The organism is Entomohabitans teleogrylli (assembly GCF_001484765.1).
In the GTDB taxonomy this organism is placed as follows: Bacteria; Pseudomonadota; Gammaproteobacteria; order Enterobacterales; family Enterobacteriaceae; genus Entomohabitans; species Entomohabitans teleogrylli.
The window spans coordinates 37824-60285 of sequence record NZ_LLXO01000028.1 but is presented as its reverse complement, the minus strand read 5'-3'; the positions used below and the strand labels follow the sequence as shown (position 1 = coordinate 60285).

Sequence of the window (22462 nt, the reverse complement as noted above, 5' to 3'; positions counted from 1 at the left end):
TTCAATAATTGTATAAAAGAAAAAAACTTGCAGATTCGCGCCTGGCGGGAAAGCGACCGACCGTTTCTGCGCACCCTCTACCTGCACACCCGACGCCACGCCTGGACGTGGATGGACGGTAGCCGCTGGCGGCTGGAAGATTTTGACGCCCTGATCCGCGGCGAACGCGTCCTGGTCGCCAGCGTCTCAGGCCATCGGGCGGGGTTCGCCGCCATCTGGCTGCCGGACAACTTTCTGCACAGCCTGTTTGTCGCCCCGCAGTGGCAGGGCAAAGGGATCGGCAGCGCGCTGCTGCAGGCCGCTCAGGACACCTTTACCAGCACCGGCGCGCTGAAATGCCTGGTGAAAAACGACGCGGCGCGACGTTTTTACCTGCGCCACGGCTGGCACATCGCATCACGCGGCGACGCGCCGCAGGGCGATTACTGGCTGATGCACTACCCGCTGCCGCCCCGCCGCCGGAACGCCCCGCTGCCCTGAGCTTACCCCGGGCAGCGGCAACGCTTACACGGCGCGAAACGCGATATCGCCGGGAATGATCTCCCCCTGCCAGTACAGCTGCGCGGCGACGCGCCCGGCCAGCTGGCGGTAGAGCGTGGTAAACTCACTTTCCGGGCGGCTGACCACCGTCGGCTGGCCGCGATCCAGATCCTCACGCAGGCTGATATGCAGCGGAAGCTGACCGAGCAACTGAGTATGGTACTGCTGCGCCAGTTTCTCCGCGCCGCCAGTGCCGAAAATCGGCTCATGGTGCCCGCACTGGCTACAGATATGCATACTCATGTTTTCCACAATGCCCAGCACCGGCACGTCGACTTTTTCAAACATCACGATGCCCTTCTTTGCATCGATCAGCGCGATATCCTGCGGCGTGGTCACCACCACCGCGCCGGTTACCGGGATGTTCTGCGCCAGGGTCAACTGGATATCCCCGGTACCCGGCGGCATATCCAGTACCAGGTAATCGAGATCCGGCCAGAGCGTCTCCTGCAACAGTTGCAGCAGCGCCTTACTGGCCATCGGCCCACGCCACACCATGGCGTTATCATCCGTCACCAGATAACCGATGGAATTAGTCGCCAGCCCGTGCGCCATAATCGGCGCCATATGGGTACCGTCCGGCGATGTCGGGCGCTGCTCTTCCGCCCCCAGCATGGTCGGGATCGACGGACCGTAAATATCGGCGTCGAGGATCCCCACTTTCGCCCCTTCCGCGGCCAGCGCCAGCGCCAGGTTGACGGCAGTGGACGATTTCCCTACCCCGCCCTTGCCGGAGCTGACGGCGATAAGGTTTTTTACCCCGTTAACCCCCGGCTGATTTTTCACCCGCTTCAGGGTGGCGATTTGGTAAGACAGCTTCCAGTCAATGGCCTGCGCCCCGGTAATACGCAACAGTTCCGCGCTGCACTGCTCTTTGAGCGCCTCAAACGCGCTATTCCAGGCAAACGGCATCTGCAGTTCAATATGTAGCGTGTTGTCCAGCCAGGCGACATGATGCAGCGCCTTCAGCGCGGTGAGATTGTGCTTCAACGTGGGGTGCTGAAAGTTGACCAACGTCCCGGCCACCATGGCGCGCAGGGCTTCCGGAGATTTGGTCTGGGATTGCGAACTCATCCCTGCTCCTTTGTTATTGTGAGAAAACGCTATCCGCTAAGTCTACCAAAAATGACCGCGCTTGCCCCATAACCCGAACAGGTGTAGATAAAGAAAATTCACCCCGGGCGAAAGACGCCGGCTCTGGCCCTTACGTAACCATAACCCTTTTGGTAATATCAGAACCCCTTTTACAACAGAAGATGTAATAGCTCTATGAATCAGGACGCGAAGAAAATACTGGTAACGTGCGCGCTGCCGTACGCCAACGGCTCCATCCACCTCGGCCACATGCTGGAGCATATCCAGGCTGATGTCTGGGTCCGTTACCAGCGAATGCGCGGCCATCAGATTCATTTCATCTGCGCCGACGATGCCCACGGCACGCCGATCATGCTTAAAGCGCAGCAGATGGGGATCACCCCGGAGCAGATGATTGGCGAAATGAGCCACGAGCATCAGACCGATTTTGCCGGCTTCAATATCAGCTACGACAACTACCACTCCACCCATAGCGAGGAGAACCGGGCGCTGTCGGAGCTGATCTATTTTCGCCTCAAAGAGAACGGTTTTATCAAAAACCGCACGATTTCCCAGCTCTACGATCCGGAAAAAGGCATGTTCCTGCCGGATCGTTTTGTCAAGGGCACCTGCCCGCGCTGCAAATCCCCGGATCAGTATGGCGATAACTGCGAAGTGTGCGGCGCGACCTACAGCCCTACCGAGCTTATCGATCCTAAATCGGTGGTGTCCGGCGCCACGCCGGTGATGCGCGAATCAGAACACTTCTTCTTTGATCTGCCCTCATTCAGCGAAATGCTGCAGGCGTGGACGCGCAGCGGCGCGCTGCAGGAGCAGGTGGCCAATAAAATGCAGGAGTGGTTCGAATCCGGCCTGCAGCAGTGGGACATCTCCCGCGACGCCCCGTATTTCGGCTTTGAAATTCCTGACGCGCCGGGCAAATATTTCTATGTCTGGCTGGATGCGCCGATCGGCTACATGGGTTCTTTCAAGAACCTGTGCGACAAACGCGGCGATGCCGCCAGCTTCGACGAATACTGGAAAAAAGATTCCGACGCCGAGCTATACCACTTTATCGGCAAAGATATCGTTTACTTCCACAGCCTGTTCTGGCCGGCGATGCTGGAAGGCAGCGGTTTCCGCAAACCGACCAACCTGTTCGTGCATGGCTATGTCACGGTTAACGGCGCCAAAATGTCGAAATCCCGCGGCACGTTCATTAAAGCCAGCACCTGGCTGAAGCATTTCGATGCCGATAGCCTGCGCTATTACTATTCCGCCAAGCTGTCATCGCGTATCGACGACATCGATCTGAACCTTGAAGACTTTGTGCAGCGTATTAACGCCGACATCGTCAATAAGCTGGTGAATCTCGCCTCGCGTAACGCCGGTTTTATTACCAAACGCTTCGGCGGCGAACTGGCGGCAGACCTGGCGGATCCGGCGCTGTACCAGATCTTTACCGATGCCGCCGCGTCGATCGGCGAAGCCTGGGAAAGCCGCGAATTTGGCCGCGCTATCCGTGAGATCATGGCGATGGCCGATGTCGCCAACCGCTATGTGGACGAACAGGCGCCGTGGGTCGTGGCGAAGCAGGAAGGCCGCGATGCCGATCTGCAGGCTATCTGTTCGATGGGCATCAACCTGTTCCGGGTGCTGATGACCTGGCTGAAGCCGGTACTGCCTTCACTGGCCGAACGCGCCGAAGCCTTCCTCAACGCCCCCCTGGAATGGGACGCGGTGCGCCAGCCGCTGTTGTCCCACAAGGTTAATCCGTTTAAGGCGCTATACACCCGCATCGATATGAAGCAGGTGGAAGCGCTGGTGGACGCTTCGAAAGAAGAGGTGAAAGCCATTAACACCAGCATCCCGGTCAGCGGCCCGCTGGCGGATGACCCTCTCCAGGAGACCATCGCCTTTGAAGATTTCGCGAAGGTGGATATGCGCATCGCGCTGATCGAAAACGCCGGGTTTGTCGACGGTTCTGACAAACTGCTGCGTCTGACGCTCGATCTTGGCGGTGAAAAACGCAATGTGTTCTCCGGTATTCGTTCCGCTTACCCGGATCCGCAGGTGCTGATTGGCCGTCTGACGGTAATGGTCGCCAACCTCGCGCCGCGCAAGATGCGTTTCGGGGTTTCCGAAGGGATGGTGATGGCCGCCGGCCCCGGCGGGAAAGATATTTTCCTGCTCAGCCCGGACAGCGGCGCCCAGCCGGGTCAACAGGTAAAATAATGGCTCAATACGGGCGAATTTATATCGCCCGCCATGGTTAAGACACAGGCCCGGAAGACACTGTTTTCCGGGCCTTTTTCTGGAAAGACCCACACTAATACGTTGCCTCTGGCCGCGCTGCTACGCTGCCTCGACGGCGCCTGCCGTACAGCGACGGAGCGCACGCCGACCGACGTTTTGTGCCAGGTGGAACTGTTAATTGAGCAACTGGAAAAAACGTTTATTGTCGCTGAAAACGAGAGGATCGACTGAGGCGTGGAAATAACATTTAATGTTTCATTAACATTATCGTTTCGCCGTATAATCACTGCGCTAACAACAGGAGCCTCTTATGAAAGCAGGAAAAATTGTCTTGATTGCCGGTATGGTGATTTTATCTCTCGGCGGCATTGGCGGCGTCATGCTGGCGGGCTACAGCTTTATTGTCCATGGCGGCTGAAGCGCCGCTGTAACCGTTCAAATCCCCGGTCGACAATTATCGCCGCCAGCGCCACCAGCAGCGCCCCCTGGATAACCCAGGCGGTATTAAAGCCGCTCAGGCCGATAATGATTGGCGACCCCAGCGTACTGGCGCCCACCGTAGAAGCGATAGTGGCAGTGCCGATATTAATGATTGTCGATGTTCGCACCCCGGCCAGAATCACCGGCGCCGCCAGCGGCAGTTCAACCCGTATCAGTTGTTGCCAGGCGCTCATCCCCGCGCCACGCGCCACCTCTTTCACCTCCTGCGCTACGCTGCCCATTCCCGCCAGCGTGCCCTGCAGAATCGGCAGCACGCCGTAGAGAATCAGCGCGAGAATCGCCGGCTGGTTGCCGAAACCCAGAACCGGTACCGCGATAGCCAGCACCGCCACCGGCGGAAAGGTTTGCCCGACAGCGGCGACGGTTTCCACCAGGGAACGAAACTCCCGTCCCGCCGGACGGGTCACGGCAATCCCCAGCCCGATGCCCAGCGCGGCGGCGGCAAAGCTGGAAACCGCCACCAGCGCCAGGTGCCTGACCGCCAGCATGGCAAAACTTTCCTGCTGGTAGACCGGTCTGGGCAGATCGTCGAACCACCAGCCAAACAGCGGCGCGCTGTGCGGCAGCGCCCAGAGCAGAAACAGAAACAGCGCCAGTAGCCAGAGTAACGGATCAGTCAGCCGCCGCATCGTCATCCCCCTGATAATTCAGTACATCCTCCAGCCGCACACTCCCCAGCGGCGCGCCATCGTCGGATACCACCGGCAGCGCCTGGCAACCACTGGCGATAAATTGCGACAGCGCGCTCTTCAGCGAGTCGCTCTCCAGCAGCGGCTGCCGACAACCCTCCAGCCATTCGCCGCGCCGCAGGCAATCCCGTACCTGACGCAGCGCCAGCAGGCGCAGCCCGGTTTCACGCTGACCAAAGAAGTCCGTCACCAGCGGGCTTTGCGGATGCATCAACAGCGTCTGCGGGCTACCCTGCTGGACAATACGCCCGCCGTCCATCAGCACCAATCTGTCGGCCAGCAACAGCGCCTCATCGACATCATGGGTCACCAGCACAATGGTGCGCCCGTCGCGCCGCTGAATGCGCTGGATCTCCTGCTGCAGCATGCCGCGATTGACCGGGTCGAGGGCGCCGAAAGGTTCATCCATCAGCAGCACCTGTGGATCCGCCGCCAGCGCCCGGGCCACTCCCACCCGCTGCTGCTGACCGCCGGAAAGCTGGTGCGGGTAGCGATCGCGGAACGCCTCGGGATCCAGCCCCAACAGTTCCAGCAGTTCATCCACCCGTCGGGCTATTTGCCGCCCCGGCCACTTGAGCAACTCAGGCACCGTGGCGATATTGCGCGCTACCGTCCAGTGTGGAAACAGGCCGGTGGACTGAATGACATAGCCCATACGCCGCCGCAGCTGTAACGGGTCGAGCTGGCGGATATCCGCGCCGGCAAAACGAATCACCCCGCTGTCGCACTCCACCAGACGGTTGGCCATTTTCAGGGTGGTGGATTTCCCGGAGCCGGAAGTTCCCACCAGTACGGTAAACTCGCCTTCCCGGCAGGTGAGCTGTAGATCCGCCACCGCCGGCCGCCCCTGATAATATTTACTTACCCCCTCAAACGCGATCACGCCGACCTCCTTCCAGTAATGCAATGGGCAGCGCCAGCAGCGCATCTTCCAGCACCGCCAGCGCCACCACCGGGATCACCCCCAGCAGCACCAGATCCAGCGCGCTGCTGAGTAGCCCCTGAAATACCAGCGCGCCGAAGCCCCCGGCGCCAATCAGCGCGGCCACCACCGCCATTCCGGTAGTCTGTACCGCCACCACGCGCAGGCTGCGCAGCAGTACCGGCAGCGCCAGCGGTATCTCCACCCGGAAAAACCGCTGGCGACGCGACATCCCCATCCCGCGCGCGCTCTCCAGCACCTCGCGCGGCACCTGCGTCAACCCGGCCACCGCGCCGCGTACCAGCGGCAACAACGCATACAACACCAGCGCGATCAGCGCCGGCGCCATGCCGGTGCCGCTGATCCCCAGTTGTCCCAGAGCGGGAAAATGCCGGGACAGCCCGGCCAGCGGCGCGATCAACAATCCAAACAGCGCCACCGACGGGATGGTTTGAATGATATTCAGCAGGGTAAAGGTGGCGGATTGCAGGGCCGGACGTCGGTAACACAGCCAGCCCAGCGGCAGGCCGATCAACAGGGCGGGAATCAGGGTACCGAACAGCAACAGCAGATGGCGCGCCAGCGCATCATTAAAAATAGCGGCGCGGTTAGCGTATTCTTTTAACAGTGAAAAGCTGTCAAAACAGCCGCCAGCCAGCAGCGCCAGCGGTACAATCCAGATTTGCGCATTCAGCAGCCAGCGCCAGATAAAGCGGCGGCTCAGGCGCGCGCTGATGTCCGCCGCCGCCAGCAGGCATAACGCCAGCAACAGCCACAGCCCGCTACCCGGCGACACCCGCGCCAGAGCGCTACCCTGTTCCGCCAGCCGCGTCGCCGCGGCAGCGCTGAACCACAGCAGGCCGCAAAACAAGCCTTCTACCGCCAGCAGGGAGAGGATATTCAGCCAGCGGCGCGGCGCTAACAACGTCACGATAACCAGCGCCAGCGCGATGATGGACGGCCAGCGCCAGCCCCCCGGCAATAACTCCGCCAGCAGCAGCGGCTCGCCGGACACCAGGCGGTTCGGCGCGTAGCTGAGAAAAGGCAAATTGATCGCCAGTACGCTCATCGCCGTCAGCAGCAACAGCACCCGATTGTGACACCGCCATAGGGTGGTTACAGAGCCGCGAACCACGGGCTTATTTCACAAATCCCTGAGTTTTCAGCCACTGCGCCGCCACGCTGCCGGCGTCCTGGCCCTCGACGGCGATACTGGCATTGAGTTTCTGAAGCGTTTTTTCATCCAGCGCTTTGAATACCGGATCGAGCCACTCCGCCATCTGCGGCCACTCTTTGAGTACCGCTTCGCGCACCACCGGCGCCGGCGCATAGATAGGCTGGACATTTTGCGGATCGCTCAGGGTGGTCAGCCCGAGCGCCGCCAGCGGCCCGTCGGTGCCGTAGGCCATGGTGGCGTTAACCCCGGAGGTCTGCTGAGCCGCGGCGCGAATCGTCACCGCGGTATCGCCGCCCGCCAGCGACAAGAGTTGGCTCTGTTGTAGTTTAAAGCCGTAGGCTTTCTCAAACGCCGGCAGCGCATCCGGGCGCTCGATAAATTCCGCCGACGCTGCCAGCTTAAACGTTCCCCCTTCCCTGAGGTAGCGACTGAGATCGGCCAGCGACGCCAGATGGTTTTTCTGCGCCAGGTCATCGCGTACCGCAATGGTCCAGGTATTGTTGGCGGGCGCCGGCGTCAGCCAGACCAGTTTGTTTTGCTGGTAGTCGCGCTGTTTCACCGTTTCATACCCCTGACGGGCATCTTTCCACACCGGATTGGTTTCATCGCGGAAGAAGAAGGCGCCGTTCCCGGTATATTCCGGGTAAATATCCAGCTCCCCGGCGGTCAGAGCCGCCCGCACTACCGGCGTGGTGCCAAGCTGCACGCGGTTAACGGTCTTTACGCCATGGCTTTCCAGCACCTGCAAAATGATATTTCCCAGCAGCGATCCTTCCGTATCGATTTTCGATCCCACTTTGACCGGCTGCGCGGCCTGAACGCCGACGGCAAATATCATCAGCCCGGCCATGCACCCGTTTTTAACCCTTATCATCCTGGCTCCTTTTTCTGCAAGGCGGCTTAGTCTGTAACAAAGCGTAGTTGAGAATCGCCGCGGAGTTATCCCATTTCACGATATTCCTGTCCCCGGAAACTGAGAGGCCGCCCTGACGGCGGCCTCTCTGACCAGAACTTACTGCAGTTCAAAACTGCCCTGCTGCACCCGGGCGGAGTCCAGACCAATAAACACATTAAACTGGCCTGGCTCGGAGACATACTGCATCCGCGCGTTCCAGAACTTCAGCGCTTCATTATCAATCGGGAAAGTGACAGTGCGGGTTTCCCCGGGCTTAAGCGATATTTTCTGGAAGCCTTTCAGCACTTTAACCGGACGGCTGATAGACGCCGTGACATCCTGCAGATACATCTGTACCGCCGTCGCCCCCTCCCGGTCGCCGGTATTGATAACCTCAACGCTGGCCTTGAGCGCGCCGTCGCGCTTCATGGTCGGCGCCGAAAGCGTCACTGGCGACACCCGGAAGGTGGTGTAGCTCAGGCCATAGCCGAACGGATACAGCGGCGCATTGACTTCATCAAAGTAGCGGGAAGTGTATTTGTTCGGCTTTTCCGGGTTATAGGGCCGGCCGGTATTCAGGTGGCTGTAATACACCGGAATCTGCCCCACCGAGCGCGGGAACGACATCGGCAGCTTCCCGGACGGGTTATAGTCGCCAAACAGGACGTCGGCAATGGCATTGCCCCCTTCGGTACCGGCAAACCAGGTTTCCAGAATCGCGTCCGCCTGCTGATCTTCTTTCACCAGCGTCAGCGGGCGACCGTTCATCAGCACCAGTACCAGCGGCTTACCGGTGGCTTTCAGGGCGGCGATCAACTGGCGCTGGCTTTGCGGCAAAGCGAGCTCGGTACGGCTTGAGGCTTCATGGGCCATCCCCTGGGCTTCGCCGACCACGGCGACCACCACATCCGCCTGTTTCGCGGTATTCACCGCCTCGTCAATCATCTCCTGCGGCGAGCGGCTGTCCACGCTCACCGCCTGCTCGTACTGATTGAGGAAATCGACAATGCCTTTGTCATCGGTCACATTGGCGCCTTTAGCGTAGAGGATCTTGCCGCTCTCGCCGACGACGTTTTTCATGCCGGTCAGTACCGTTACCGTCTGAGTCGCCACGCCGGCCGCCGACCAGCTCCCCATCATGTCGCGCTGGCTGTCGGCCAGCGGCCCCACCACGGCAATGGTGGCGGACTTTTTCAGCGGCAGGGTTTGCAGGCGATTTTTCAGCAGCACCAGACTTTCCCGGGCCACTTCGCGGGCCTGCTGGCGGTGCAGACGGCTTTCAGCATTGGTGTTCTGGGGATCGGAACCTTTCGGCCCGAGATGACTATAAGGATCGTTAAACAGCCCCATATCATACTTGACGTTCAGCACATGGCGCGCGGCATCATCAAGCTCCTGCATGGTGACCGCGCCGCTGCTAAGCAGCTCCGGTAGGTACTTACTGTAGTACTCGTCGCTCATGCTCATATTGATGCCGGACTTCAGCGCCACCCGCACCGCATCGCGCGGATCGCTGGCGACGCCGTGTTTGATAAGCTCCTTAATCGCCCCATGATCGGATATCGTGATGCCTTTAAAGCCCCACTGATCGCGCAGCAGATCTTTCAGCAGCCAGCTGTCCGCCGATGCCGGCGTGCCGTTCAGGGAGTTCAGCGCCACCATCACCCCGCCGCTGCCGGCATCCAGCGCCGCTTTGTAGGGCGGCATATAGTCGTTAAACAGCCGCTGCGGACTCATGTCCACCGAATTATATTCCCGGCCCCCTTCCACGGCGCCGTAAGCGGCAAAATGCTTCACGCTGGTCATCACCGAATAGCGATCCGCCGGGCTTTTGCCCTGCATCGCTTCCACCATAGTGCGGCCCATCACTTCGGTAAGATAAGTATCTTCCCCAAACCCTTCCGAGGCCCTGCCCCAGCGCGGATCCCGGCTGACATCGACCATGGGCGCCCAGGTCATGTTCAGGCCATCGTCCGCCGCTTCATAAGCCGAAATACGTCCGACGGTTTTCACCGCCTCAAGGTTAAAACTGGAGGCCAGCCCGAGGCTAATCGGGAACACCGTACGCTGACCGTGGACCACGTCATAGGCAAAAAACAGCGGGATTTTCAGCCGGCTAAGGTCCATGACCTGATCCTGCATGGCGCGGATATCCCCACGGGTGACGGTATTGAAAATCGCCCCGACCTGACCCTGTTTAATCATCTCGCGGATAGCTTCTTTCGGATTATCCGGCCCGACGCTAATCAGCCGCAACTGACCAATTTTTTCATCGGTCGTCATTTTTTTCAGCAGTTCGCTGACAAAAGCATCGCGCGCTTGCGGTGTCAGAGGATGATCGCCGAACAGCTCATCCGCCAGCGCGGGCTGCAGGGCCAGACTGACGGCAATACCTACACTACACAGCCATTTCATGGAATATATTCTCCGGTTTGCGCAGCGCGCTCCACGCCGCCACGGTAGTGATAAGGCGCCCAGTGTGCCACAAGCCCGGCGCCGGAGAAAACGGGTAACCCGTCTTATTTGCTGATTTTTAGACCATTTTAAATGCGCCGCGCCGCCGGGAGGTCTATGCTTAGGGGAAATTAAGTCACCCACCAGGGAGTGGAACATGTCCGCGATAACGCCATCCGATAACTCAACGCTGCTTACCGAATGCCAACGCCTGCTCGGCTCCTCGCACGTTCTCACCGACCCCGCCGCCACCGCCCGCTACCGTAAAGGTTTCCGCTCCGGGCAGGGAGAAGCGCTGGCGGTGATGTTTCCCGGCACGCTGCTGGAACTATGGCGCATTCTCGAACGCTGTGTACAGGCTGATAAAATTATTCTGATGCAGGCTGCCAATACTGGTCTGACGGAAGGTTCCACGCCGAGCGGCAACGATTACGATCGCGATATCGTCATCATCAACACCCTGCGCCTGAACCAGCTACAGTTGCTGGATGATGGTCAGCAGATCCTTGCATTCCCGGGCACCACTCTCTATCAACTGGAAAAAGCGCTCAAGCCGCTGGGCCGGGAGCCCCATTCGGTGATCGGCTCCTCGTGTATTGGCGCCTCGGTGGTGGGCGGTATCTGTAACAATTCCGGCGGCTCGCTGGTGCAGCGCGGTCCCGCCTATACCGAATTGGCCCTGTATGCCCAGATAGACGCCCGGGGTCGGCTGATGCTGGTCAACCATCTTGGCATCGATCTCGGGGAGTCTCCTGAGCAGATCCTCGGGAAACTGGATGACGGGCAGATCCCGGACGGCGCGGTGCGCCACGACGGACGTCAGGCCTCGGATCATCATTACAGTGAGCGGGTACGCGATGTGGATGCCGACAGCCCGGCGCGCTATAACGCCGATCCCAGCCACCTGTATGAAGCCTCCGGCTGCGCCGGTAAGCTGGCGGTGTTCGCCGTGCGGCTGGATACCTTCCCGATTGAAACACAGCAGCAGGTGTTCTACATCGGCAGCAACAATCCGCAGGTATTGACCGATATCCGGCGCCATATTCTGTCCAGCTTCCGGCATCTGCCGGTGGCCGGCGAATATATGCACCGGGATATCTATGACATTGCGGAAATCTACGGCAAAGATACCTTCCTGATGATCGATAAACTGGGCACCGATAAGATGCCGTTTTTCTTCACCCTGAAGGGGCGCGCCGACGCCTGGCTGGAAAAAGTGCCGTTTATCAAACCGCATTTCAGCGATCGCCTGCTGCAAAAACTGAGCGGCTTATTTCCGCGTCACCTTCCGCCGCGTATGCAGGAGTGGCGCGACAAGTACCAGCACCATCTGCTGCTGAAAATGTCCGGGGAAGGCATCAGCGAGGCCCGCGACTGGCTGAGTACCTGGTTCGCCACTGCGGATGGCGCATTTTTCGAATGTACCCCGGAGGAAGGCGCCAAAGCGTTTCTGCACCGTTTTGCCGCCGCCGGCGCCGCGGTGCGCTACCACGCGGTACACGCCGCGGAGGTTGAGGATATTCTGGCGCTGGATATCGCCCTGCGGCGCAATGACGATCAATGGTTTGAGCATTTACCGGCGGAGATCGATAACCAACTGGCGCATAAGCTCTATTACGGCCACTTTCTGTGCCATGTCTTCCACCAGGACTATATCGTCAGGAAAGGCGTCGATGTCCACGCGCTAAAAGAGCAGATGCTGACGCTACTGAGCGAGCGCGGCGCCCGGTATCCGGCGGAACATAACGTCGGCCATCTGTATCAAGCGCCGGAGAGCCTGACACAGTTCTACAAGGCTAACGATCCCACCAACAGTATGAATCCGGGCATCGGTAAAACCAGCAAGCTGAAAAACTGGCAGCACAGCCACTGCGGCTGTTCGGCAGAACACCTGCACGACCCGGGCTAAACCCGGGCTCACCGGCGCCAGCAGCGGACACGGCTGGCGCCGGGATAACTTCAAGGTTAAGGCCCCGCGCCATTACGCACCGCCTAAATAGGCGCGCCTCACCTCCTGATTGTCCAGTAACTCCCTGCCGGTGCCACTTAGCCGAATCTGGCCGGTGGCCATCACATAAGCCCGATCGCACAACTTCAGGGCGTGATGAGCGTTCTGCTCCACCAGAAACAGCGTCATCCCCTGTTGTGTCAGTTCGCGCAGCACCTGAAAAATCTGTTTGACCACCAGCGGCGCCAGCCCGAGACTCGGCTCATCCAGCAATAACAGTTGTGGTCTGCTCATCAGGGCCCGGGCGATAGCCAGCATCTGCTGCTCCCCTCCGGAAAGCGTCATCGCCCGCTGGCTGCGCCGCTCTTCGAGACGCGGAAACAACTGGTACATCCGCGCTTTATCTTCATTCTGGTAGCGATCGCCGGTGGGAATGGTCCCCATGACCAGATTCTCCTCCACCGTCATATCCGGAAAGATTCGCCGCCCTTCCGGGACCTGGGCAATTCCGCAGCGGGCGATGCTGGCGGTGGGTTTACGGCTGATATCCTCGCCGCGATAGCAGATTTGCCCGCCGGCGATACGCGGCTGGCTAAAAATAGACATCAGCAGCGTCGACTTACCGGCGCCGTTAGCGCCAATCAGCGCCACCGTCTCCCCCTGATTAACGGTTAACGAAACCTCTTTCAGGGCCTGTATCTGGCCGTAAAACACATCGACCTGACGAAACTCAAGCAGCGGCTGGCTCATTCGGTGGTTTCCTCTTCGTCGGTCCCCAGATAGGCGGCAATAACGCTGGCATCCGAGCGAATTTCCTGCGGCGTTCCCTGGGCTATCACATAGCCGTGATTGAGCACAATAATGCGATCGGAGATCTCCATCACCATGCCCATATCATGCTCGATCAACAACACCGTCACGCCGTGCTGCTGGCGCAACAGGCGCACAATCCGGCTCAGGGCGCGGGTTTCCGCGGGGTTAAGGCCGGCGGCCGGCTCGTCGAGGCAGATTATCTCCGGGCCGGTACACATAGCGCGGGCAATCTCCAGCCGCCGCTGCTGGCCATAAGAGAGCGTCCCCGCCAGCCGGTTGGCGCAGTCGGTCATTTCCACCAGTTCCAGCCAGTAAAAGGCCCGATCCAGCGCCTGATTTTCGGCGTGGCGATAACCGCGCGTGTTGAGTATCCCGGCAATCAGGTTACGGTTGACCTGCATATGCTGAGCCACAAGCAGGTTTTCAATCACCGACATTTCGCGGAACAGGCGGATGTTCTGGAAGGTACGCGCCAGACCCGCCCGGTTAACAAGGTGCGTGCCGCCGAACATTTTGTAGTAAATGCGCGATCCCAGATGGAGCGGGTTCACCAGATCGGCGAAGGTGATCTTTTGCCCGAGGATCTGAATCACATCGGTAGCCCGGGTATGCGCGTTGAGCATAATCGAACCGCCGGTCGCGCGATAAAAACCGGTAAGGCAGTTGAATACCGTGGTTTTACCGGCGCCGTTGGGGCCGATAAGGGCGGTTATCGATCCGCGCTGCACTTCAAGGTTAACGTCATTCAGCGCTTTGATGCCGCCAAAATGCATCATCAAATGCCTGACCTGCAGGATGCAGTCACTCATGGCGCCACCCCCTTACGAATGGCTACCCCCATCCGGCTGGTGCGCACCAGCCCGCGCGGCCGCCAGATCATCATCAGCACCATCAGAACGCCGAACAGCAACACCCGATATTCGGCAAAACCGCGCAGCAGTTCCGGCGTTACCGTAAGGACAAAGGCCGCCAGCACCACCCCCAGCGTCGATCCCATACCGCCGAGAACGACAATCGCCAGGATTAAGGCAGATTCAAAAAAGGTAAACGAGGTCGGGTTGACAAATCCCTGGTAGGTGGCGAAGAAAACCCCGGCAATCCCCGCCGTCGATGCCCCAATCATGAACGCCGAAAGCTTGACCAGCACATGATTCAGCCCCATCGCCCGGCAGGCAATCTCATCTTCGCGCAGCGCCTCCCAGGCGCGGCCAATCGGCATATGGGTCAGCCGATGCTTAATCAACAGTACCAGCAGCACCACCAGCAACAATACCGCGTAGATAAAGATAAATTTGAGATTGGGGTTATAGCCTATTTGTAAAAACTCATGCACCGGTACCCCGCCCTCCTTTGCCCGTCTGGCGAACTCAAGGCCGAAAAAGGTCGGCGCCGGCACGGAGACGCCATTGGGCCCCCCGGTAAAGCTGACCCAGTTATTCAGAACCAGACGGATAATCTCCCCGAAGCCGAGGGTAACAATCGCCAGGTAATCCCCGTGCATACGCAGCACCGGAAATCCCAGTAGCGCCCCGGCCAGCGCCGCCATAATCGCCCCCAGCGGCAGCATGGCCCAGAAACCCAGCCCCAGATACTGATAACCCAATGCCAGGCCATACGCCCCGATCGCGTAAAACGCCACATATCCCAGGTCGAGCAGACCGGCCAGGCCCACCACGATATTCAGCCCCAGCCCCAGTAATACGTAGATAAGCCCGAGAATGGCGACCGTTAACAAATATTTAGTGGCGATGAAGGGAAATAACACCGCCAGCGCCAGCAGCAGGGGAATAATCCAGCGCAGCCGGGAGCGATAACCGGGCGGGCGCACATACACCCCATCGTCCGCCCCTTCAAAGCGCGCCTTAAAGCGGCGCCCGGCCTGGCTTTGCAGCCCCAGACTGATCACCAGTCGTCCGAGCATCACTATCGCGACCAGCACCGCCACCCGCCGGGCGGATAAATTAAAACTGTATCCATCAAGCACAATGCCGACGATCGGCCCAAAAACCACCAGCGCACACAATCCGGCCAGCACGCTATCTATCAGGCTCTGCCTGATATCCAGCCCTGGCTTGCGGGAAACCTCTGTCATTTTTTACCCCTTAGACCTTAGCAGCGACCGGACGACCCAGCAGACCCTGAGGGCGAAAAATCAGGATCACCACCAGCAGGGCGAAAGAGAAAACATCTTTGTAATCCGAGTTCACCATCCCGGCAAACTGGGCCTCGGCCACCCCCAGCAGTAGCCCGCCAAGCATCGCCCCCGGCAGCGAACCGATGCCGCCCAGCACCGCGGCGGTAAAGGCTTTAATGCCGATAATAAAGCCGATATAGAAATCAAAGGTGCCGTAGTTCATGGTCACCAGAACCCCGGCCAGCCCGGCCATCGCCGCGCCGATGACAAAGACCAGCGAGATCACCCGGTCAGTATTGATGCCGAGGATCGCCGCCATCCGCCGGTCCTGCTGGGTAGCGCGACAGACACGCCCCAGCCGGGTACGCTGGATTATCCAGGTGAGGATAGCCATCCCGACCAGCGCCGCGGCCACGATAAAGATTTTGGTCCAGGTGATTTGTACTACCCCGTCGGCGACGTGAAAACGCACCACGCCGCTAAGCAGTGTCGGAATGCCTTGCTGATTCGGCCCCTGGCTGATTTGCACATAGTTTTGCAAAATCAGCGACATGCCAATGGCTGAAATCAGCGGCGCCAGCCGCGTCGAGTTACGCAGCGGGCGGTAGGCAATGCGTTCGATAGCCCAGCCGTAAACGCCAGTCACTACAATAGTGAACAGCAGCGTGCCGAAGATCAGCACCGGGAAAGAGTGAATACCAAAATAGCCGAGCAGAGCCAGCCCGATCGCGCAGAGGTAGGCGGAAATCATGTAAACCTCGCCGTGGGCGAAGTTAATCATGCCGATAATGCCGTAGACCATGGTATAGCCAATGGCTATCAGCCCGTAGACCGCCCCCAGCGTCAGTCCATTGATCATTTGTTGCAGAAAGAAAGCTTCCATAGAAACCATCCAGCCGATAAACAGGCGACGTCCGGCATCCTGTGTACGCCGCCTGCGCAAGTATCACGCCCTTAATAACGCAAGGGCCGGGGAATTCAGGATCTGGCGACGATTAAAGCTGGTGATATTTGCCTTTATCATCCCACTGGTAGACAACATAGTCCGACACTTTCAGGTCGCCTTTACTGTCCCAGGCCTTTTTGCCCATCACCGTATTGACGCTGTTGGTCTTCAGCCACTCGCTGGCTTTGGCGTTATCTGTACCCACGGCGTTATAGGCGGCGGCGATAGCCTGGATGGAAGCATAGGCATAGAGGGTATACCCTTCCGGCTCAAAGCCTTCGGCGCGGAATTTTTCAATCACGCTTTTACCCTCCGCAATGGTGCGTGGATCCTGGCCGAAGGTCATCAGCACACCGTTAGTGAACTGTGGTCCGCCAGCGGCGGTCACCAGTTCCTCAGTAACAATGCAGTCGCCGGAGAAAAATTTAGCCTGCACCCCCTGCTCGCGCATCTGCCGCACCAGCGGCCCGGCTTCCGGATGGCAGCCGCCGAAGTACACAACATCCGGCTTCAGGGCGCCGATTTTGGTGACCAGGGCGTTAAAATCCTTCTCGCCGCGCGACAGCCCCTCATACAGAACCTCTTTAGTACCGCGTTTCGCCAGCGCCGCCCGGGTGGCGTCGGCCAGTCCCTGACCGTAAGTATCTTTATCGTGGATCACGGCGATCTTTTTGGCTTTCAGGACGTCGAGCATGTAGTTCGCGGCAATCTCGCCCTGCTGGTCGTCGCGACCGCACATGCGAAACATATCCTTCATGCCGCGCTCGGTGATCTGAGGATTGGTCGAGCCGGGGGTAATGGTCAGAATCCCCGCCTCGTCATAAACCTCGGAAGCGGGCATGGTCGACGACGAACAGAAATGGCCGACCACGGCAGAAACGCCGGACTCATCAACCAGCCGGTTCGCTACCGCCACCGCCTGCTTTGGCTCACAGGCGTCATCCCCCTGCACCAGGACAATCTTTTCACCCTTAATTCCCCCAGCCGCATTAATATCCGCTACGGCCTGCGACGCCCCTTTCCAGTACTGGGCGCCGTAGGTGGCATTCGGCCCGGTAAACGGACCGGCCACACCAATTTTCACCTCCGCCTGCGCATAAAACGCCGCGCTGAGACAACCCGCTATCGCAACCTGAAGAACCAACGTTTTAAGTTTCAGAGACATTCGGATATTCCTCACTGATTCACAGCCAGGCGCCATACACTGGCGCGGAAAATATCACTTACTGCATTTTTGCCAGCGGTTAACCTACGGGCCGCAATAGCTACGCTGACGCAAGCAAAAGTCGCACCAGAGGCTAAATACTATGCAGATCAATTAATGATAGATGAGCTCAAAATGATTACCGCCTGCGGTAAAACATATTTCAGCGCCGGGAGGGCCGAACCGCCGGCAGGGTGAGAATCAGGCACCGCGCCGCAAAATATTCTGTATTGCCTGGCGGCGCTGCTCTGCTTTGGTGCAAACGCACCGCTGGCGCCACTGATGCTATTTCACAGGCCAGCAAAAAAGGCTTGTCTGAATAAAGGGAGTGAATAGCGCGGATAGATTCGGGAATGAACAATCGATGCGTCCGGGCGGAGCATCGGCGGAATATCCTCATCCAGGGTGACCCCGAAGGATAAATAAACCACGGCGGAACCCAGCATCGCTGCATTCCGCCGCTTACTGCTTATTCCACCTGCGCGGTGGCGCGGGACTCATTACTGACCATCTGCGCCGCTTTCTGGCGTTTATAGCTCATCGCCGCCGCCGGCACCGGCGTTATTTTCCCGGTCTCCAGCCAGCTACGCAGGCGGCTGGCGTCGGCAAAGTGGGTATATTTTCCAAAGGCGTCCATCACCACCAGCGCCACCGGGCGTTTATTAATCAGCGTGCGCATGATCAAACAGTGGCCCGCCGCATTGGTAAACCCGGTTTTGGTCAACTGGATATTCCAGTCGTCGCGGTACACCAGATGGTTGGTATTGCGGAACGGCAAGGTATAGGCGGGATGGCTGAAAGTGGCCATATCTTCCCGGGTGGTGCTGAGCTGCCCTATCAGGGGATATTGCTTCGTGGCGATCAGCAGCTTACTCAAATCCCTGGCGGTGGAAACGTTATCTACCGACAGCCCGGTCGGCTCAACATAGCGCGTGTGGGTCATCCCCAGCGCTTTCGCCTTCGCGTTCATCGCCCGAATAAAGGCCGCGTAGCCGCCGGGGTAGTGATGCGCCAGGCTGGCCGCCGCGCGGTTTTCCGAGGACATCAGCGCCAGCAGCAGCATATTCTTACGGCTGATCTGGCTGTTCAGGCGTACCCGCGAATAGATGCCTTTCATTTCCGGCGTCTGGCTGATATCAACGCTGAGCATTTCATCCAGCGGCTGGCGGGCGTCAAGCACCACCATCGCGGTCATCACTTTGGTAATCGACGCCATCGGCCTGACCAGGTCCGGGTGGCTGGCATAAATGACTTTATTAGTCTGTAAATCGACAATCATCGCGCTACCGGAGGCGATTTCCGGCTGCGCGGCATAACCAGCGCCACTGGCCGATGCGGCAAGCGCCTGAGGCGCAAAAGGAGTACTAACCAACAGCGCAAGGCTGAATAAAGAAAGGCGAATTTTGTCCGGCATGATGACGCTTCTGAAAGATTATTCATGCGCAAAATAATGCACACCGCTTTCGCTTTTATAATCAATAACGAAAGCTGGCGTCGCATCATACTCTGCGGCGCTTGCGCCATGCCAGAGAAGAATCGTGACGAAATGCTGCATTGCCGCTTATCTGAGCGACAATGCAGCCGGTTCAGAACAGACGGTAGCCGTAGCCCCACAGAATCACGGTGATCGCCAGCAGCACTTCCAGCACCAGCACCCCTATCGCCAGAGTCGAGCCGGAGAAGCTCAGCCCCTCATTCCGCGTGATACTAAGGAACGGCGGGATACCGATAAACAACAGATAGCCGGTATACACCAGCGCCAGAGTTCCCACCAGCGCACACAGCCACACCAGCGGGTATAGCGCCACAATACCGCTCAGAAACAGCGGAGTCGCCACATAGCCGGCAAATACCATACAGCGCCGCAGCGACGGCCGCTGCGGATAGTTACGCGCCATCCACCAGATAACGCGCCCCATCACCGCCACGCCGACCAGCATCGCGGCATAAAACAGGATGCCAAGATAAATACCGGTCAGCGGCGCCAGCCGCACAATCGTACCATCGCCAAAATCCCAGCCGATTTGCGTGGTACCGATAAATGCGCAAATAACCGGGATCGCCGCCAGCAACAATACGTGATGCGCGTAATGGTGACCGACAGATTCATTTTCATGATGAATTGACTGCATTTCACGATTCGGATGGGAGAAAAGTCCCCAGACATGGTTCATAACGCCTCCTGGTCTGTCTACCCGCGGAAAAGCAACTGCGTCAGCGTCGCGCTGCGACACATTAATGATAAGTATAATTCACCCGTCAGATTATTTATTAACCAGTAAAAATATATCCTTCAGCGCAAAGCTATAAACAGGGTGTATGCTTAATAACGGGAAATAACAGAGAGATAGTGACTGTCCTGATGGATATTAATCATTTGATCGCGCAGTACGGTTACGCTGCGCTGATCGTCGGCAGCCTGGCCGAAGGGGAAACCGTCACTCTGCTGGGGGGCGTTGCGGCTCATCAGGGGCTGCTGAAATTTCCGCTGGTGGTGCTCGCCGTGGCGCTGGGCGGCATGATTGGCGATCAATTGCTGTTCCTGCTCGGCCATTATTATGGCGATCGCCTCCTGCGCCGTTTTCACCGCCATCAGAAAAAGATAGCCACGGCCCGGCGCCTGATCCAGCGCCGACCATGGCTGTTTGTGATTGGCGCGCGCTTTATGTACGGCTTTCGCATTATCGGCCCGGTACTGATCGGCGCCAGCCATCTCGCGCCGCGGGTGTTTATTCCGCTGAATATCCTTGGCGCGCTGGTGTGGGCGCTGATTTTCACCACTCTGGGCTATCTGGGCGGTGAACTTATCGCGCCGTGGCTGCACCATCTTGACCAGCATCTTAAACATCTGGTCTGGCTTATTGCCGCAGTCGCGGCGGTCTGGCTGGCGCGTCTGTGGTTAAAACGCCGCGCCGCGCGCCGCGAACAACAAGAAAGGGATTAATCCACGCCAGGCTGCGCCTCCCCGGACGCCACAGCAAACGCGGCAACCCTCCACCCCAGGCCATTCCGGCGCTGAGATAACCTCCACAGGGCCGCGATGCTTACCTGGCGAAAAGGAGCAAATGGAGAAAGATATGACACAGAATATTTATGATAATCCGCAGTTTTTTGCCGGTTACGCTACCCTCGATCGTTCGGTAAAAGGGCTGGAAGGCGCGCCGGAATGGCCGGCGCTCAGCGCCATGCTACCGCCGCTGCTCGGCGCCCGGGTTGCCGATCTCGGCTGCGGCTATGGCTGGTTTTGCCGTTATGCACAGCAGCAGGGGGCAGCGCAGATTACCGGCTATGATGTTTCAGCGCGAATGCTGGAAAAAGCGCGCTCCATGACCGGCAAAAGCCCGATTGTTTACCGCCATGCCGATCTGGAAAAACTGCAACTCGCCGCGGATTCGCTGGATCTGGTGTACAGTTCGCTGGCGCTGCATTACCTGGAAAACATCAGCGGGTTATTCGCTACCGTTTACCAGGCCCTGAAACCCGGTGGGATACTGGTTTTTTCCGCGGAGCACCCGATTTATACCGCGCCGCTGGTACAGGGTTGGGTGGTGGATAAAACCAGCCAGAAATCGTGGCCGGTAAATCATTACCAGGCCGAAGGGGTGCGCATCAGCAACTGGTTCGCCGCCGGAGTGCGCAAACAGCACCGCAAGCTCGCCACATGGATTAACCTGCTGATCGCCAACGGTTTTACGCTAACCCATATTGACGAATGGGGGCCGGACGCCCAACAAATCGCCGCCAATCCGGCGCTGGATGAAGAGAAAGAGCGGCCGATGATTTTCCTGCTCAGCGCCCGCAAACCCTGATACACGCGCCTGGCCGCCATTCGGACGCACTGGCGCCGGCAGTCGCCATGGCACACGCCCCTCTGCCGCTGGATATCCCTGAACTGACGTTTTCGTGGCATCCGGGCCGCAACAGCGATCCGGGATGAATATGGTTTAAAGGATTTTTGCGACGCCAGCTTGCCTGAAAGGAACCCGTTCAGGAAAAGCGCATTAATGGGCGCACTCTTTACGCACCCGCTCAATATGAATCGCCAGAAACATCACCTCTTCATTGGTGAGATCCCGCTGATACTGACCGTTGAGATGCTGGCTGACTTTCTGCGCGCAGCGCCATGCTTTCGGGTAGTTTTCTTTGACCGCCACGTGCAGCGAAATATCGTCATCCGGCACCACGGTGCGGTTGAGCATGCGCTGGGCGAAAAATTTCAGGTGGGTGACAAAGCGCTGGTAGCTCAGCGACTCTTCCTGATATTCCAGCTGTAGCTGGTATTTGACGATATGCAGAATCTCCTGCATCACCTGCGTAATGTGCATCACTTCCGGCATTTCGCTGTCGAGCTGCGCAGTAACCAGATGCAGCGCGATAAATCCGGCCTCATCTTCCGGCATCAGGATACCCAGCCGTTTGTCGATGATCGCCAGCGCCTCCATCCCCAACTGGAATTCTTTCGGGTACAGACGCTTGATTTCCCACAGCAGCACATTGCGGATGGTAATCCCTTTACGCTGGCGTTCAATGGCGAAGTTACAGTGATCGGTGAGCGTGATATACAGGCTTTCCTGTAATTTCCCCAGCCGCTGGCGGGAAAGTTCGATGATGCGATCACAGGTCGTCATCACCTCCAGCGGGATCTGGCTGAGCAGTTCACTGAGGCGCGCCACCAGTTCATCACTCTGTAGCGCGAACACCTTTTCCACCTTTGACGGATCCAGCCTGTCGCCGGGGTGTTTCTGAAAGCCCAGACCGCGGCCCATCACCACCTGTTCCCGAGCCTGGTCATCCAGTACCACGACAACATTGTTATTGAGAATTTTGGCGATCTTCATCACTACCCCGAAAACAAAAAAACCTGACCTCCGGCACGGGCCGGAAAATCAGGTTATGCCTGCTGATGCAG

21 protein-coding genes are annotated in these 22462 nt (G+C 58.6%); 7 read left to right on the top strand and 14 right to left on the bottom strand.

The genetic code is table 11. The annotated features are described in order from the left end of the window. Positions 1 to 27 precede the first annotated feature (27 nt). Positions 28 to 480 (top strand): GNAT family N-acetyltransferase, encoded by a 453-nt coding sequence (locus tag AQ981_RS21685; RefSeq protein WP_058913853.1) that lies wholly within the window; start codon positions 28 to 30, stop codon positions 478 to 480. A 24-nt stretch (positions 481 to 504) separates the two neighbouring features. Here AQ981_RS21685 and apbC read toward each other — a convergent pair whose 3' ends face one another. Beyond that, positions 505 to 1614, bottom strand: a complete 1110-nt coding sequence (apbC, locus tag AQ981_RS21680; protein ID WP_058913852.1) for an iron-sulfur cluster carrier protein ApbC — start codon at positions 1612 to 1614, stop codon at positions 505 to 507. A gap of 195 nt (positions 1615 to 1809) precedes the next feature. Here apbC and metG point away from each other — a divergent pair, with 195 nt between their 5' ends. From metG to AQ981_RS28210, 3 genes are all read left to right on the top strand, one after another. Beyond that, on the top strand, positions 1810 to 3849 hold the full coding sequence (gene metG, locus AQ981_RS21675; protein WP_058913851.1) for a methionine--tRNA ligase: 2040 nt from the start codon (positions 1810 to 1812) through the stop codon (positions 3847 to 3849). Between the two features lie 33 nt (positions 3850 to 3882). Continuing rightward, the gene (locus AQ981_RS27755; protein WP_154675968.1) at positions 3883 to 4101 is read left to right on the top strand and encodes a hypothetical protein; all 219 of its coding nucleotides are present in this window, start codon (positions 3883 to 3885) and stop codon (positions 4099 to 4101) included. A 79-nt stretch (positions 4102 to 4180) separates the two neighbouring features. Then, positions 4181 to 4288, top strand: coding sequence for a hypothetical protein (locus tag AQ981_RS28210; protein WP_249226366.1), 108 nt, complete (start codon positions 4181 to 4183; stop codon positions 4286 to 4288). Here the strand turns inward: AQ981_RS28210 and AQ981_RS21670 are convergent. From AQ981_RS21670 to bglX, 5 genes are all read right to left on the bottom strand, one after another. Next, positions 4269 to 5000 carry an ABC transporter permease gene (locus AQ981_RS21670; RefSeq protein WP_058913850.1) on the bottom strand — a complete coding sequence of 244 codons (732 nt, stop codon included), beginning with the start codon at positions 4998 to 5000 and terminating at the stop codon, positions 4269 to 4271. The genes AQ981_RS28210 and AQ981_RS21670 overlap by 20 nt on opposite strands. Beyond that, positions 4984 to 5943: an ABC transporter ATP-binding protein gene (locus AQ981_RS21665; RefSeq protein ID WP_058913849.1), complete on the bottom strand. Its 960-nt coding sequence runs from the start codon at positions 5941 to 5943 to the stop codon at positions 4984 to 4986. Before AQ981_RS21665 ends, AQ981_RS21670 begins: the two co-directional genes overlap by 17 nt. Continuing rightward, positions 5930 to 7051 carry an ABC transporter permease gene (locus AQ981_RS21660; RefSeq protein WP_058913867.1) on the bottom strand — a complete coding sequence of 374 codons (1122 nt, stop codon included), beginning with the start codon at positions 7049 to 7051 and terminating at the stop codon, positions 5930 to 5932. The genes AQ981_RS21665 and AQ981_RS21660 overlap by 14 nt, the downstream gene beginning before the upstream one ends. A 70-nt stretch (positions 7052 to 7121) precedes the next feature. Beyond that, positions 7122 to 8033 (bottom strand): glycine betaine ABC transporter substrate-binding protein OsmF, encoded by a 912-nt coding sequence (osmF, locus tag AQ981_RS21655; protein ID WP_058913848.1) that lies wholly within the window; start codon positions 8031 to 8033, stop codon positions 7122 to 7124. Positions 8034 to 8171: 138 nt separating this feature from the next. Further along, the gene (gene bglX, locus AQ981_RS21650) at positions 8172 to 10469 is read right to left on the bottom strand and encodes a beta-glucosidase BglX (RefSeq protein ID WP_058913847.1); all 2298 of its coding nucleotides are present in this window, start codon (positions 10467 to 10469) and stop codon (positions 8172 to 8174) included. 196 nt (positions 10470 to 10665) lie between these two features. On the opposite strand from bglX, the gene dld reads away from it, so the two are divergent. Then, positions 10666 to 12417 (top strand): D-lactate dehydrogenase, encoded by a 1752-nt coding sequence (dld, locus tag AQ981_RS21645; protein WP_058913846.1) that lies wholly within the window; start codon positions 10666 to 10668, stop codon positions 12415 to 12417. 72 nt (positions 12418 to 12489) lie between these two features. On the opposite strand, the gene AQ981_RS21640 is transcribed toward dld, so the two are convergent. From AQ981_RS21640 to AQ981_RS21610, 7 genes are all read right to left on the bottom strand, one after another. Further along, the gene (locus AQ981_RS21640) at positions 12490 to 13206 is read right to left on the bottom strand and encodes an ABC transporter ATP-binding protein (RefSeq protein WP_058913845.1); all 717 of its coding nucleotides are present in this window, start codon (positions 13204 to 13206) and stop codon (positions 12490 to 12492) included. Then, a complete protein-coding gene (locus AQ981_RS21635) occupies positions 13203 to 14078 on the bottom strand; it encodes an ABC transporter ATP-binding protein (RefSeq protein ID WP_058913844.1) in 876 nt (291 codons plus the stop codon). Before AQ981_RS21635 ends, AQ981_RS21640 begins: the two co-directional genes overlap by 4 nt. Then, complete coding sequence (livM, locus tag AQ981_RS21630) at positions 14075 to 15361, bottom strand: high-affinity branched-chain amino acid ABC transporter permease LivM (protein WP_058913843.1); 1287 nt, start codon at positions 15359 to 15361, stop codon at positions 14075 to 14077. Before livM ends, AQ981_RS21635 begins: the two co-directional genes overlap by 4 nt. Positions 15362 to 15371: 10 nt before the next feature. Continuing rightward, positions 15372 to 16286, bottom strand: a complete 915-nt coding sequence (locus tag AQ981_RS21625) for an ABC transporter permease subunit (protein WP_058913842.1) — start codon at positions 16284 to 16286, stop codon at positions 15372 to 15374. A gap of 112 nt (positions 16287 to 16398) precedes the next feature. Continuing rightward, the gene (locus tag AQ981_RS21620; RefSeq protein ID WP_058913841.1) at positions 16399 to 17514 is read right to left on the bottom strand and encodes a branched-chain amino acid ABC transporter substrate-binding protein; all 1116 of its coding nucleotides are present in this window, start codon (positions 17512 to 17514) and stop codon (positions 16399 to 16401) included. 508 nt (positions 17515 to 18022) lie between these two features. After that, the gene (gene pbpG, locus AQ981_RS21615) at positions 18023 to 18967 is read right to left on the bottom strand and encodes a D-alanyl-D-alanine endopeptidase (RefSeq protein ID WP_058913840.1); all 945 of its coding nucleotides are present in this window, start codon (positions 18965 to 18967) and stop codon (positions 18023 to 18025) included. Positions 18968 to 19139: 172 nt separating this feature from the next. After that, on the bottom strand, positions 19140 to 19727 hold the full coding sequence (locus tag AQ981_RS21610; protein WP_058913839.1) for a Yip1 family protein: 588 nt from the start codon (positions 19725 to 19727) through the stop codon (positions 19140 to 19142). Positions 19728 to 19915: 188 nt separating this feature from the next. Between AQ981_RS21610 and AQ981_RS21605 the strand changes: the two genes are divergently transcribed. Continuing rightward, positions 19916 to 20497: a DedA family protein gene (locus AQ981_RS21605; protein WP_058913838.1), complete on the top strand. Its 582-nt coding sequence runs from the start codon at positions 19916 to 19918 to the stop codon at positions 20495 to 20497. Positions 20498 to 20630: 133 nt separating this feature from the next. Continuing rightward, complete coding sequence (locus AQ981_RS21600) at positions 20631 to 21362, top strand: class I SAM-dependent methyltransferase (RefSeq protein WP_058913866.1); 732 nt, start codon at positions 20631 to 20633, stop codon at positions 21360 to 21362. Positions 21363 to 21554: 192 nt separating this feature from the next. On the opposite strand, the gene bglG is transcribed toward AQ981_RS21600, so the two are convergent. Next, a complete protein-coding gene (gene bglG, locus AQ981_RS21595) occupies positions 21555 to 22391 on the bottom strand; it encodes a transcriptional antiterminator BglG (protein WP_058913837.1) in 837 nt (278 codons plus the stop codon). Positions 22392 to 22462 lie beyond the last annotated feature (71 nt).